The organism is Sphingomonas sp. Leaf339, from assembly GCF_001426195.1.
GTDB lineage: Bacteria > Pseudomonadota > Alphaproteobacteria > Sphingomonadales > Sphingomonadaceae > Sphingomonas.
On the sequence record NZ_LMRS01000045.1, the window covers coordinates 79,646 to 92,412 of the forward strand.

Sequence of the window (12,767 nt, forward strand, 5' to 3'; positions counted from 1 at the left end):
ACGCGACCCTTGGCGCGCAGTTTCGCACCATCACCGATTTACCAGATTCCGGATGCCGCCCGCTGCTGCCTCAACCGCACAACGTGTCCGGCCACCGCCAGTGTCAGCGTGTCCGCCCGGTTATTGAACCGCGCCGACACGACATGGTCGTGCCCGCAATCATATGTTGCGGTCGCCGTCGACCGCCGGCCGGCCGCCAGCCGGTCCGTCGAGCATCCGGCGGCGATCAGCGATATTGTCGCCACCGCCGCCGGCTTCCACATCAGGGTGTGGATCAGGGTTTCAGCGCGACATCGTCGCCATCGTCCAGTTCGTCCTCGTCGACTTCGCCCTTGTCGAAATCGTCCTGGACGTCGTCCTCATCCATGTCATCTTCGTCCATGGTGACGGTAGAATCGGCCTTGCCGACTTCCTCGGAGTCCATGCCGAGATCGTCGATCGACTCCTCCTCCTCGTCGTCATCGCCCATATCGGGGGTCAGATCGGTCAGGACGATCCCGTCGGTCGGCCCGGAGCGGGTGGCTTCCAGGATTTCGGCGCGCTGGCTCTCGTCATAGCCTTCCTCGTCGTATCCGTCGTCGCCCGAACCCATGCCGGGCACCTGATGTCCGCCCATATCACTCTCCTTGGATTGATAGAGCGCGAACGGTGCGGAGGGGCCGGCGGTTCCCGGGTTTCAGCCGGTCATGCGTCGAACAGCCGCCCCCGCTCGGTCAACGCGATCGCTCCCAGCGACAGGATACCGACGACCATGAAGCCCGCAATCATCGGCACCGTCGTCCCGTCGAACGCCTGCCCGATGACCGCGCCGATCAGCACACCGGCGGTGATGCTGATGAATCCCTGCACGCTCGACGCGGTCCCGGCGATCGCGCCCATATTGGCCATCGCCATCGCCGAGAAATTGGACGTGGCCAGACCGAAGCACGCCATCGTCAACGCCTGCAACACCCCGAACGCGATCAGCGAATCCTGCCCCGTCTCCGCCAGCAACAGATGGAACCCCGACACGATCGCCAGCACCACGACCGCGCCATGTGCGATCCGCCGCGTGCCCAGCCGCATCACGAACCGCGCATTCAGCAGGTTCGCCGCCGCCATCGTCGCCGCCGTGCCCGCGAACACCGCCGCTAGCAGGGCCGGCCGATGATAGACGTCGAACATGATCTGCTGGATCGAATTGAGGTAGCCATACAGCGCCCCCGTCAGCAACGTCGCCGCCGCGGTATATCCCACCGACTGCCGATCGGTCAGCGACGTGCGCCAGCCCGCCATGATCCGCCCCGCTGCGATCGGCAACGCGGCTTCGGGCCGCAACGTCTCGGGCAGGCGGATCGTCACCCACACCAGCAACGCCGCCGCACTGCCCGCCATCACCCAGAATATCGCCCGCCAGTTGCCGAACAACAGCACTAGCTGCCCTACGCTCGGCGCCAGGATGGGGACGATCATGAACACCATGAACGCGATTGACATCACCCGCGCCATCGCCCGGCCATGATAACAGTCGCGCACCAGCGCGATCGTGGCGATCCGTGTCGCCGCCACGGTGGCACCGCCCGCCAAGCGCGCCGCGATCAGCAGCGTGAAGCTGCCCGCCACCGCCGCCGCGCTGCTCGCCACGACATAGCCCGTAATCGCCCACAACAGCACGCGCCGCCGGCCGAACCGGTCGACCAGCGGCCCATGCACCAGATGCGCAACGCCAAACCCGCCGAGGAAGGCGGAGACGACGAACTGCCGCCGATTCTCATCCGCCACGCCCAGCGCCTCGCCGATCGCGGGCAGCGCCGGCAGCATCGCATCGGTGCCCAGCGCCCCCAGCGCCATCAGCGCGGCGACGAGCGCAACGAACTCGACAAAGCCGATCGGCGCACCGGGCAGGTCCGGCGTGGGATGATCCGGGTTTTCCATGATGCGCCGCCCTTAGCCGCTGACGACGCGCGGCGGAACCCTATCGCCCGCCGGTGCGACGGGTTATGTTACGGTCATCTCGAAGGATATGTCATGCTCGATACCCCCGCCGCGCACGTCCCCACGCTCAGCCTCGCCGATCAGGCGACCGACCCGGACGGTTTCTCCGCCGCGTTCGGCGCCTCGTTCGAACGCTACGGCTTTGCCGTCATCGCCGATCACGGCGTCCCGCTCGACCTGATCGATCGCGCCTGGTCCGAAACCGAGGCGCTGTTCGCGCTGCCCGAGGACGAGAAGCGCGGCTATCACATCCCCGGCGGCGGCGGCGCCCGTGGCTATACCCCGTTCAAGACGGAGATCGCCAAGGGCGCCAGCGCCGTCGACCTGAAGGAATTCTGGCACGTCGGCCGCGAACTGCCCGCCGGCCACCGGTTCGAGGGGCAGATGACGCCGAACATCTGGCCCACCCGGCCGGAAGAATTTCGCGACACCTTCATCGAGCTGTTCGCTGCGTTCGACCGCGCCGGCGACCAGTTGCTGTCGGCGATCGCCCGCCATCTCGGCCTTGCCCCCGACTGGTTCGACCCGGCGGTGAAGGACGGCAACAGCGTGCTGCGCCTGCTGCATTACCCGCCGATCCCCCTCGATGCCGAAGGCGTCCGCGCCGGCGCGCATGAGGACATCAACCTCATCACGCTGTTGCTGGGTGCCGAGGAAGCCGGCCTGGAACTGCTCGACCGCGCCACCGGCCGCTGGTTGGCGATCAAGCCGCCGGAGGGGGCGATGGTCGTCAACGTCGGCGACATGCTCCAGCGCCTGACCAACCACGTCCTGCCCTCGACCACCCACCGCGTCGTCAACCCGCCGCCCGAACGCCGCGGCCATTCGCGCTATTCGATGCCGTTCTTTCTCCACCCCGCGCCCGATTTCCTGATCGAAACGCTGCCGCAGACGGTGACGGCGGAGAACCCTGACCGCTATCCGACACCGATCACCGCGCATGATTACCTGCATGAACGCCTGGTCGAGATCGGCCTGATCAAGGCGTAGCCAAAAAAAGCTCTCTCCCCCTTCAGGGGGAGAGGGCTTTGGCTCGCGCCAAATCCTTCTCGCGGCCAAAGCCGAGCAGCATCGCCATCAGTTCGGCCTTCGCCGGCACGAACACCGCGCGACCGTCCACCATCATCAGTTCCCGCGTCACCGGCCGAACCGCCCGCCAGCCATCGGCCCCGCAGAACCGAAACCCGACCATAAACTCTACCGTCAATGGTGGCCCGTCCCAACGCCCGAACACCGCTGACTGGAACAGCGCCGTCCCCGCGCCGGCGACGTCCGCGACACCAAGCCGCGCCAACACCGCTGGCGCATCCCGTTCGCTCAACAGGACATCGACGTCGCCTACCTCGACGCCATCGGCCCCGTGCAGCGCCACCGCCGCGCTACCGATCACCCACCACGGGTCCGCCGCCCCGGCCATCACGCCGACGACCATCGCCAGCGTCGTCCGCAAGGCCGCCGGCATCATCGTCAGTCGAACCCGCGCTCCAGAAACCGTTGCGCCATGGCACAATGCAGCGCGACGCCACGCGCCATCACGGCCTCGTCGATCGTCATCCGCGTATTGTGCAGCGGCGGGTTGGTCGCCGGGTCGCTGCCCTCGGGCGCCGCGCCGATGAAGGCGAACGCACCGGGGATCGCGCCCAGCACATAAGAGAAATCCTCCGCCCCCATCATCGGCTGCGGCATCGGTGCGAAGCCGGTGGTGCCGAACAGGCCCGTCGCCACATCGCGGATCATCGCCGCGCCGCGCGGATCGTTGACCGTGACGGGATAGCCCTTGTCGATCCACGCCTCGGCGGTGGCGCCGTGCGCGGCGGCGATGTTTTCCGCGATCCGCTTCAGCGCCGCGTGCATCGTCACCCGCGACGCCTCTGACAGGGTACGCAACGTCCCCAGCATTGTGACTTCGCCCGGGATGATGTTGTGCGCCGATCCCGCCTCGATCTTGGTGATCGACAGCACCGCCGGATCGGTGACGGCGATGCCCCGCGCGATGAAGGTCTGGAGCGCGGTCACGATCTCGCACGCCACGGGGATCGGATCGATGCAGTCGTGCGGCATCGCCGCGTGGCCACCCGCCCCCCGGACGACGACATGCACCGTCTCCGCCGACGCCATGATCGATCCCGCCCGCGTCACCACCACGCCCGATGGTACATTGGGCGTGATGTGCAGCGCAAACGCGGCGTCGGGTGCAGGATCGGCGAGCAGACCGTCGTCGATCATGAAGCGGGCGCCGTGATACCCCTCCTCGCCCGGCTGGAACATGAAGACCACCGTACCCGGCAGGTCGTCCACCCGCGCCGCCAGCGCCTTGGCCGCGCCCACCAGCATCGCCGTATGCGAATCGTGCCCGCACGCGTGCATCGCGCCGGCGATGGTGCTGGCGAAGGGCAGTCCCGTTTCTTCCTGCATCGGCAGCGCATCCATGTCGCCGCGCAACAACACGGTCCGGCCATTGTCGCCGCCCCGCCGACCACCGCCGCGCAGGATCGCGATCAGACCGGTCGTCGATGACCCCTCACGATATTCCAATGGCAGGCCGGCCAACGCCGCCTTGATCTTGTCGGTCGTGCGCGGGCAGTGCAGGCCGATCTCCGGTTCGGCATGGATCGCGCGGCGCAGCGCCACGACCTCGTCAAACACCGCGTCACTCGCGCCCTGCCAGTCGGCGGGGCCGGAATCGTCCAGGCTCATCGCATCTTCTCCATTAACCCCGGAACAGGCCGCCCAGCACGCCGCGGGCGATCTGCCCGATCAGGCCGCCACCGGCGGACGAGGATCGCCGCCGCGTGGTGCCACCGAATATCTGTTTGCCGACCTCGTTCGCCACCTGACGTCCGATCGACGACGAGGCCGCGCGCGTGGCGGACGTCGCCATTTTCGACCACGGGCTGTTCGCCGCCTCGCGTTCGGCCTCCCGCTGCGCCTGCGCGTCGGCGCGCGCCTGCCGATCCGCCTCGCGCTGTTCGGCGATCCGCGCCCGCTCTGCTTCCTTGGCGGCCTTGGCGTCATCCTTCGCCTTCAGCGCGGCGGCCTTTTCGGCGTCGCCCGCCGCCCGCGCGGCGGCGGCGGAAGCGGAGGCTTCCTGCGTCTTGGCGGCGAGCAGTTCTTCCGCCGACTCGCGGTCGATCACGTGATCATATTTGTCGCCGATCATGTCGGTCTCGATCAGCACCTTGCGTTCGTCCGCCGTTACCGGGCCGACCCGGCTGGCGGGCGGCTTGATGAGCGTGCGTTCGACCGGCGACGGCGCGCCATCGGCCATCAATAGCGATACCAGTGCCTCGCCCACCTTCAACTCGGTGATCGCGGTCGCGACATCGACGCCCGGATTGGCGCGGAACGTCTCCGCCGCTGCCCTCACCGCCGCCTGATCGCGCGGCGTAAAGGCACGCAGGGCATGCTGCACGCGGTTGCCCAGCTGCCCGGCGACCTTATCGGGGATATCCAGCGGATTCTGCGTTATGAAATAAATGCCGACGCCCTTCGATCGGATCAGCCGGACGACCTGTTCGATCTTTTCGAGCAGCGCATCGGGCGCCTCGTCGAACAGCAGATGCGCCTCGTCGAAGAAGAACGCCATCACCGGCTTGTCCGGATCGCCCACCTCGGGCAGCACCTCGAACAATTCGCTCAGCAACCACAACAGGAACGTCGCGTACAGCTTGGGGCTGGCCATCAGCTTGTCGGCGGCCAGGATGTTGACGACCCCGCGCCCCCTGTCGTCGGTGCGGATCATGTCGGCGAGTTCCAGCGCCGGCTCACCAAAGAAATGCTCGCCGCCTTGGGCACGCAACTGCAACAGCGCGCGCTGGATCGTGCCGACCGACTGTTTCGACACGTTGCCGTACGTCGTCGTCAACTCCGCCGCCCGCTCCGCGCAATGCGCCAGCAACGCCTGCAGATCATCGAGATCGAGGAGCAGCAACCCCTCCTTGTCCGCCAGGTGAAAGGCGATGGTCAGCACGCCTTCCTGCACCTCGTTCAGGTCCATCAGCCGCGCCAGCAGCAGCGGCCCCATCTCGCTGATCGTGGCGCGCACGGGATGCCCCTGCTCACCGAACAGGTCCCAGAACTGCACGGGATTGTCGCGATATCCCCAGCCGGTATCGCCCACCTCGGCGGCCCGCGCGGCGAACATCGCGTGGTTCTTGCCCGTCGCCGATCCCGCCATTGCTAGCCCCGACAGGTCACCCTTCACGTCGGACACGAAGCTGGGCACGCCGGCTGCGGAGAACCCTTCGATGATCCCCTGCAACGTCACCGTCTTGCCGGTGCCTGTCGCCCCGGCGATCAGGCCGTGGCGGTTGGCGCGTTTGAGGTCGATCGCCTGTGGCTTGCCGCCCCCAAGCCCGATGAAGATACCGTCGGTCATGCCATCACCCTACGCCCCGTCGCGTTCAAAAGGAAAGGGCCGCCGCGGTTTCCCGCGACGACCCCTTTGCCGTTATCGATATGCCGGACCCTCAGCCCTTGGCGATCTTCAAAGGCAGGAACCGCGCCGGGCTCTTGCCCCGCTGCGCCAGCACCAGCACCTGCGGGCGACCAGCCGCCTTGGCCTGCGCCACCGCACTCGCCATTTCGGCGGGCGTGCGAACCGGCGTGCCGTTGACGGCGGAGATCACGTCGCCGCGCTGCAGCTTGCCGGCCGCGTCGCTGGCCGGATCGACCTGTGCGATCACGACGCCCCGCACCGTCGAATCGACGTTCACCTGCCGGGCGATTGCCGGGGTCAGCGTCTGCACCGTCAGGCCCAGCGTGTTGCTGCCGGCGGGTGAGGTCATACCCGGCGTGCTGTCGTCGCCCTCATCGGTGGTGAAATCATCACCCTGACCGCTCAGTGCCGCCAACTGCTTGTCGCTCGGCCGCTCGGCCACCACGACGTTGAACGACTGTGGACGACCATTGCGCAGCACGTCGAGCTTCGCCGACTGGCCCGGCGGGACGTTGGAGGCGAGATACGACAGCGTCGTGTCCGGCGTCACCGCCTGACCGTTCACCTTCGTCACGACATCACCCGGTCGCAGCCCCGCCTTTTCGGCCGGACCGCCGGGCGCAACGCCCGCCAGCAACTCGCCCTGGTTCTTGGCGATGCCCAGCGCTGCGGCCGTATCGTCGTCGATCGGCCCGCCCTGCAACGTCACGCCCAGATAACCGCGCTGGATCTTCTGGCCCTTCATCAGGGTCGCGATGATCGGCTTGGCCTCTTCGGCCGGGATCGCGAAGCCGATGCCGATGTTGCCGCCCGACGACGAGAAGATCTGGCTGTTGATGCCGATCACGTCGCCGTTCAGGTTGAACATCGGCCCGCCCGAATTGCCCTGGTTGATCGAGGCATCGGTCTGGATGAAGCGGTCATACGCGCCACCCTGACCGGTCACCCGGTGCACCGCCGATACGATACCCGCCGTCACCGTACCGCCGAGGCCGAACGGCTGGCCGATCGCGACCACCCAGTCGCCGACCCGTGCGCGGGCCGAATCGCCGAACTTCACGAACGGCAACGCCGTCGCATCGATCTTCAGCAGAGCAAGGTCGGACGCTTCGTCGCGACCGATCAGGCGCGCGGTATATTCCTTGCGGTCGTTCAGCGTGACGGTGATCGATTCCACCGTCGCGCCGCGCGCGGGCGCAACGACGTGATTGTTGGTGACGACATAGCCATCAGCCGAGATCAGGAAGCCCGAACCCAGCGACTGGCCCTCGCGCTTCTGCGGCTGCCCGCCGCCCTGACCCTGCCCGAACATACCCTCGAACGGGGTGCCGGCGAACGGGTTCGCCTGTTGCTGCGGCGCCGCGATCGACTGTTTGGTCGAGATGTTCACGACCGCCGGCTGCAACCGGGCAACCATATCGGCAAAGCTCATCGGCGCGCCACCCTTGGGCGCGGCAGCCTGGATCGCGCCGGGCTCGTTCTGCGCGGTCTGGGCGGAGGTCGGCTGGAGCGCCAGCGTGGCGGTCGCACCGCCAAGCAGCAACGCACCGGTAATAGCGTAGGCGTAGCGCACTGTGTTTAGTTCCTCTCGTTCGTCGTTCGAACCCGTCGGCTTATCGACGAAAACGGCTGAACGACGGTTGAATATGAACGGTTGGTCAGCGTGTCCGACCTTCGAACTGACGAAGATAGGAATTGTTCGGCGACAGAATGATCTGCGTCGACCCACGCCCATCGGTGCTGCCATCCGCCACGAACGTGCGGCGATAGGACTGCATCGCGCGATAGAAGTCGTAGAACTCGGCATCCTTGCCGAAACTCTGCGCATACACGCGCGATGCCGCGGCGTCCGCGTCCGCCTGCACGATACGCGCCTGCCGCTGACCCTCGGCGGTGATCGTGATCGCCTCCTGCTGGCGCGCGGTCTGCATCCGGCGCAACGCGCTTTCCAGCGGCGTACCCTCGGGCAGTTCGGCCTGCTTGATCCGCACGTCGACGATCTCGACGCCGTACTGGCGCGCGCGCCGGTCGAGCCCGGTCTGGATCGCATCCATCACTTCGCTGCGCTCGGCGGTCAGCAATACGGCGAAACGCACCTTGCCCAATTCGTTGCGAAGCGTCGATCCGAACAGCGGCCGCAACTGGTTGACGACACCCTCTTCGCTGCCCGCCGTCGCCAGCATCAACCGGGGATCGACCACGCGAAACCGCGCGAATGCATCGACGTTCAGTCTCAACTGGTCGGTCGACAGCACCGGCGTGTTTTCGAGATCGAGGTCCAGCGTCCGCTTGTCGACATAGGTCACGCGGTCGATGAACGGCACCCGCGCGATCAGGCCGGCGCCGCTGTTACCCGGTGCCTGCCCCGCCTGATATCGATTGATGACCCGGATCGGCTGCGCCAGTCGATAAACCACCGCCTGCTGCGTTTCCGGGACGATCGCGAAGGTTGCCGCCGCCAGGATGACGATCAGCAGGGCGGCAATGCCCAGGATGACCGGATTTTTCCACGTCATGGCGTTCACTGTCCCGCTCCCGCCGTCGGTTCGGACGCCTGTGGCTGCGCCTGCGCCGCCGGCTGGGCGGCCTGCGGCTCACCTGCTTGCTTCGCGCTGGGCAACGGCAGGTAGGATACGACACCCGATGGTTCGACGATGGTCTTGTCGGACTTCGCCAGCACGGCCTCCATGGTCTCGTAATACATGCGGCGACGCGTTACCTCGGGGGCGAGGCGATATTGCTCGTACACCCGGTCGAACGCCGCGGCCTCGCCCTGCGCGCTGGCGATCACCTGCTGAGCATAGGACCGCGCCTTGTTGACCGCGCCGACCGCTTCCTGCTGCGCCGCCGTCACCTTGTTGAAATCGTCGACGATCTGCTGCGGCGCCGCCGCCCGGTTGATCGACACGCCCTGGATGCGGACGCCCGATTTATAGCTGTTGAGGATCGACTGCATCGATTCCGCCACCCGCTGCTCGATCGTCGTCCGCCCCGCGCCCAGCGCCTGGTCGAGCGTCGTCGTGGCGATCACCGCGCGCATCGCGCTTTCGGCCGCCGCGCGCACGGTTTCCTCGGGCTGGGCCAGCTGGAACACGTAATCGCGCGGATCGCCGATGTTCCACCGCACCGAATAGGTCAGGTCGACGATGTTCTGGTCCGCCGTCAGCGCCAGATTGACGCCGTCGCCACGCGGGAAATTCTCGGTGCGGAACCGCTGCACGTCCACCGTCTGCACCCGCGCGATCGGCGCCGGCGGAGTCAGCTGCACGCCCGGCTGCAGCACCCCGGCATAGCGACCGAAATAGGTCACGATCCCGCGCTGCTGCGGCCCGATCTGGTGGATCGAGGTGAACAGCACCCATACCGCGACGATGATCGCGGTGCCGATCGCCCACAACATGCGCGGATTGGCCCCGGCGGGCAGGCCCGGAAAGCCGCCGCCCGAACCACCGCCGCCACCCGGACCGCGCGCCTTTTTCAGGAACTCGTCCAGCGCGCTGGGCCGGGACGCGCCCTTGCGCCCCCCCGGCGGCAACGCCCAGGGGTTGCGGGGACCGCCGTCATTGCCTTCGTCCGAGCCGCCCCAGGGGCCCTTCGGATTGTCGGCGGCGAGGATAATCGGGCGCTTGAACCAGCGCGGCAGGATCGTCATCCTTCCTCTATAGGAAGGCCGTCGCGCGAAAAACAGTGGCAAGGAACCATTGCCGGCCTATCTGGTGCGCCATGGCGGATATGAGAACGATGGAAGCGGCGATCGTCGCGGTGGCGGGCGCGCGGGCGACGGTGCGGATGGATGGCGAGCGGATGGGCGTGGTGATCGACGCCACCGGCCTGTCGCAGCCTGCGCGCGAGGCGATGGAAGCCGCCGTCCGCGCCGCCGCCCCCGCCGCCCGCGTCATCGTCACCGCGGAACGTGTGGCGCGCGCCCTGATCGCGGTGGCCAGCGGCAAGGGCGGGGTCGGCAAATCGACGCTCGCCGCCAATCTCGCCATCGCCCTGTCGCGCGGCGGCCGGCGGGTCGGCGTGGTCGATGCGGATATCTATGGCCCGTCGCAGCCCCGGCTGCTGGGCGCGGAGGGCACCCGGCCGGAGGCGCTGGAGAAGCAGCTGATCCCCGTCGCCACCCCCTTCGGCGTCCCCCTGTTGTCGATGGGCCAGCTGGTCGAACCCGGCCGCGCCATCGCATGGCGCGGGCCGATGATCGCCGGCGCCCTCAGCCAGCTGGTGGACGGGGCATGGGGCGCGGCCGACACGCTGGTGGTCGATCTGCCCCCCGGCACCGGCGACGTGCAGCTGACGATGGTGCAGAAGCATCGCCCGGCCGGCGCGGTGATCGTATCGACGCCGCAGGATCTGGCGCTGATCGACGCCACCCGCGCGATCGATTTCTTCGTGAAGGCGGGCGTGCCGATCATCGGGCTGGTCGAGAACATGGCCGGATACCAGTGCCCGCATTGCGGCGAAGTGTCCGATCCCTTCGGCCGTGGCGGCGCAGAAGCCGCCGCCCGCGATCTCGGCATCCCCTTTCTGGGCCGCGTGCCGCTGGAGATCGCCATCCGCACCGCCTCCGACGCAGGGAGGCCACCCGCCGCCGAGCCGAACGATACCGTCTTCGCGCCGCTCGCCGCACAGGTCGCGGCATGGCTCGCCGCGCGGTGAAACCCGGAACGGCGGGCGGACGTTGAGGCGGGCGACAGATCAGGAGTTCCCGCCATGCCGCTGACGACCGACGCCCAGATCCGCGACCTGCTTGAATCCGCGCGCACCATCGCGCTGGTGGGTGCGTCGGATCGCCCGAACCGACCGTCCTACGGGGTGATGGCGATGCTCCAGCGCCACGGCTATCGCGTCATCCCGGTGAACCCGCAGATCACCGGCGAACATGTCCATGGCGAATTCGTCTTCCGCGAATTGTCGCAACTCGGCGACCCGATCGACATCGTCGACATCTTCCGCAAATCCGCCGCGGCGGGCGAGGTGGTGGATCAGGCGATCGCGATCGGCGCGAAGGCCGTCTGGATGCAACTCGGCGTGATCGACCACGACGCCGCCGAACGGGCCGAGGCCGCCGGCCTGAAGGTCGTGATGGACCGCTGCCCCGCGATCGACATTCCCCGGCTGGGCTTGGCCCGTATCGCCCCGGCCGCCTGACTTGCTCGCGCGCAACATCGCTTTACCGAGGGAGCCAGGCCCGGCATGATCGCCGCCGTAGCGGGAGGTGCCGATGCTGTTGCTGATGTTGATGTTGGCCGACGACATGGGCGCGTTGATCCAGTCCGCACGTGATCGCACCGCCGCCGAGCATCGCTGCGTCGCCACCGCCGACACGACCGACATCACCGTCTGCGGCTTACGCCACGCCGATCGTTACCGCGTCCCCCTCGTCGTCCACGATCCCGGCGACCCGCGCCATGAGGGCGTGTCGGCGGAGCGTAACCGCCTGCTCGCCCGCACCGACAATTGTCAGGAGAAGCGCGCGATGCAAGTGGGCTGCGGCTTTGCCGGCGTCACCATGACCACTGGCGGCGGCAGCACCAGTGTCGGCGGCATGCGGAAACTGGCACCGTGATCCTTACGCTGTTTCTGGCCGCACAGACCGCCGCCATTCCTCTGCAACCGGCATCGCCGCCGCAGCGCATATCGATCCTCGCGTCCAATTGTCCCAAACCGACCGGCGAGGAAATCACCGTCTGCGCCCCCATCGCTCAACCGCGCCTGCCGCTGCCGGCCGAACGCGGCCCGCCCGATCATCCCGTGCCGTCCAACCCCGATCTAACCCCCGCGACCGCCCTGGCCGAAGCCGCCCCGCCCTGCGCTACCCTTCAGGGCGGCTGTCAGGTCGGGATGGATGTACTCGGCGGCGGCACCGCCGCGATCCGATTGATCGGCAAGCTGATCGACCCCAACAGTTGCTGCGAACGCCCCGGCGAGTCGACCAGCACCGGCATGCTGATCGGCGACATGGTCGGCGGCATCAAACGGGCTTTCGGGAAGAAACCTGACAAGTCGAACCGCGTGTCGATCGCGCTGGATGCGCCGCCGCCCTCTACGGCGGGCAGGTTGTCGCCGTAATCTAGCAGAAGCCGAGAACGCGACTCCAACAATCCCGTTATTCCCGCGAAGGCGGGAATCCATACGGGCGAACGCTGCGGCAGGATCCACCGGCTTCAAAGGTTCTGGATCCCCGCCTCCGCAGGGATGACGGCAATCGACATGCCGGATGTCCTACAGCGAGCCATCGGACTATACCCGACCGGCGACCGCTCTTTCACACCGTTCAGCCCCACGGATCAGCACCGCCCCGCGCACGTACGCGTGCGTGGCGCACGCGTACGTGGGTGTGACTTTCGGGACT

14 protein-coding genes are annotated in these 12,767 nt (G+C 67.6%); 5 read left to right on the top strand and 9 right to left on the bottom strand.

Annotation, left to right across the window (positions count from 1 at the left end; all coding sequences use genetic code 11):
- Nucleotides 1-38 precede the first annotated feature (38 nt).
- The 3 genes from ASG67_RS14530 to ASG67_RS14540 form a co-directional block, all read right to left on the bottom strand.
- Nucleotides 39-263, bottom strand: coding sequence for an MliC family protein (locus ASG67_RS14530; protein ID WP_056531617.1), 225 nt, complete (start codon nt 261-263; stop codon nt 39-41).
- Nucleotides 264-274: 11 nt separating this feature from the next.
- Nucleotides 275-616: a hypothetical protein gene (locus ASG67_RS14535; protein ID WP_056531619.1), complete on the bottom strand. Its 342-nt coding sequence runs from the start codon at nt 614-616 to the stop codon at nt 275-277.
- A gap of 68 nt (nt 617-684) precedes the next feature.
- Nucleotides 685-1,914 (bottom strand): multidrug effflux MFS transporter, encoded by a 1,230-nt coding sequence (locus ASG67_RS14540; RefSeq protein ID WP_056531621.1) that lies wholly within the window; start codon nt 1,912-1,914, stop codon nt 685-687.
- A 93-nt stretch (nt 1,915-2,007) separates the two neighbouring features.
- Between ASG67_RS14540 and ASG67_RS14545 the strand changes: the two genes are divergently transcribed.
- Nucleotides 2,008-2,964: an isopenicillin N synthase family dioxygenase gene (locus tag ASG67_RS14545; protein WP_056531623.1), complete on the top strand. Its 957-nt coding sequence runs from the start codon at nt 2,008-2,010 to the stop codon at nt 2,962-2,964.
- A 22-nt stretch (nt 2,965-2,986) separates the two neighbouring features.
- On the opposite strand, the gene ASG67_RS14550 is transcribed toward ASG67_RS14545, so the two are convergent.
- From ASG67_RS14550 to hflK, 6 genes are all read right to left on the bottom strand, one after another.
- A complete protein-coding gene (locus tag ASG67_RS14550) occupies nt 2,987-3,439 on the bottom strand; it encodes a hypothetical protein (protein ID WP_235535233.1) in 453 nt (150 codons plus the stop codon).
- 2 nt (nt 3,440-3,441) lie between these two features.
- A complete protein-coding gene (locus ASG67_RS14555; protein ID WP_056531625.1) occupies nt 3,442-4,671 on the bottom strand; it encodes a M20 metallopeptidase family protein in 1,230 nt (409 codons plus the stop codon).
- A 13-nt stretch (nt 4,672-4,684) separates the two neighbouring features.
- The gene (locus ASG67_RS14560) at nt 4,685-6,352 is read right to left on the bottom strand and encodes a helicase HerA-like domain-containing protein (RefSeq protein WP_056531627.1); all 1,668 of its coding nucleotides are present in this window, start codon (nt 6,350-6,352) and stop codon (nt 4,685-4,687) included.
- A 91-nt stretch (nt 6,353-6,443) separates the two neighbouring features.
- Nucleotides 6,444-7,985, bottom strand: coding sequence for a Do family serine endopeptidase (locus ASG67_RS14565; protein ID WP_056531629.1), 1,542 nt, complete (start codon nt 7,983-7,985; stop codon nt 6,444-6,446).
- An 85-nt stretch (nt 7,986-8,070) separates the two neighbouring features.
- Complete coding sequence (hflC, locus tag ASG67_RS14570; protein ID WP_056531631.1) at nt 8,071-8,928, bottom strand: protease modulator HflC; 858 nt, start codon at nt 8,926-8,928, stop codon at nt 8,071-8,073.
- Nucleotides 8,929-8,933: 5 nt separating this feature from the next.
- Complete coding sequence (gene hflK / locus ASG67_RS14575; RefSeq protein ID WP_056531633.1) at nt 8,934-10,064, bottom strand: protease modulator HflK; 1,131 nt, start codon at nt 10,062-10,064, stop codon at nt 8,934-8,936.
- A 71-nt stretch (nt 10,065-10,135) separates the two neighbouring features.
- Here hflK and ASG67_RS14580 point away from each other — a divergent pair, with 71 nt between their 5' ends.
- The 4 genes from ASG67_RS14580 (at nt 10,136) to ASG67_RS14595 (ending at nt 12,484) form a co-directional block, all read left to right on the top strand.
- Nucleotides 10,136-11,071, top strand: a complete 936-nt coding sequence (locus tag ASG67_RS14580) for an Mrp/NBP35 family ATP-binding protein (RefSeq protein WP_056531635.1) — start codon at nt 10,136-10,138, stop codon at nt 11,069-11,071.
- 54 nt (nt 11,072-11,125) lie between these two features.
- Nucleotides 11,126-11,563 carry a CoA-binding protein gene (locus ASG67_RS14585; RefSeq protein ID WP_056531637.1) on the top strand — a complete coding sequence of 146 codons (438 nt, stop codon included), beginning with the start codon at nt 11,126-11,128 and terminating at the stop codon, nt 11,561-11,563.
- Between the two features lie 73 nt (nt 11,564-11,636).
- Nucleotides 11,637-11,981 (top strand): hypothetical protein, encoded by a 345-nt coding sequence (locus ASG67_RS14590; RefSeq protein ID WP_056531639.1) that lies wholly within the window; start codon nt 11,637-11,639, stop codon nt 11,979-11,981.
- On the top strand, nt 11,978-12,484 hold the full coding sequence (locus ASG67_RS14595; protein WP_056531641.1) for a hypothetical protein: 507 nt from the start codon (nt 11,978-11,980) through the stop codon (nt 12,482-12,484). The genes ASG67_RS14590 and ASG67_RS14595 overlap by 4 nt, the downstream gene beginning before the upstream one ends.
- Nucleotides 12,485-12,767: the final 283 nt, after the last annotated feature.

Excerpts from the sequence above, each read along its gene's own strand:
- ASG67_RS14530 (WP_056531617.1), bottom strand. The coding sequence starts at position 263 with ATGTGGAAGCCGGCGGCGGTGGCGACAATATCGCTGATCGCCGCCGGA.
- ASG67_RS14535 (WP_056531619.1), bottom strand. The coding sequence starts at position 616 with ATGGGCGGACATCAGGTGCCCGGCATGGGTTCGGGCGACGACGGATAC.
- ASG67_RS14540 (WP_056531621.1), bottom strand. The coding sequence starts at position 1,914 with ATGGAAAACCCGGATCATCCCACGCCGGACCTGCCCGGTGCGCCGATC.
- ASG67_RS14545 (WP_056531623.1), top strand. The coding sequence starts at position 2,008 with ATGCTCGATACCCCCGCCGCGCACGTCCCCACGCTCAGCCTCGCCGAT.
- ASG67_RS14550 (WP_235535233.1), bottom strand. The coding sequence starts at position 3,439 with ATGATGCCGGCGGCCTTGCGGACGACGCTGGCGATGGTCGTCGGCGTG.
- ASG67_RS14555 (WP_056531625.1), bottom strand. The coding sequence starts at position 4,671 with ATGAGCCTGGACGATTCCGGCCCCGCCGACTGGCAGGGCGCGAGTGAC.
- ASG67_RS14560 (WP_056531627.1), bottom strand. The coding sequence starts at position 6,352 with ATGACCGACGGTATCTTCATCGGGCTTGGGGGCGGCAAGCCACAGGCG.
- hflC (WP_056531631.1), bottom strand. The coding sequence starts at position 8,928 with ATGACGTGGAAAAATCCGGTCATCCTGGGCATTGCCGCCCTGCTGATC.
- hflK (WP_056531633.1), bottom strand. The coding sequence starts at position 10,064 with ATGACGATCCTGCCGCGCTGGTTCAAGCGCCCGATTATCCTCGCCGCC.
- ASG67_RS14580 (WP_056531635.1), top strand. The coding sequence starts at position 10,136 with ATGGCGGATATGAGAACGATGGAAGCGGCGATCGTCGCGGTGGCGGGC.
- ASG67_RS14585 (WP_056531637.1), top strand. The coding sequence starts at position 11,126 with ATGCCGCTGACGACCGACGCCCAGATCCGCGACCTGCTTGAATCCGCG.
- ASG67_RS14590 (WP_056531639.1), top strand. The coding sequence starts at position 11,637 with ATGCTGTTGCTGATGTTGATGTTGGCCGACGACATGGGCGCGTTGATC.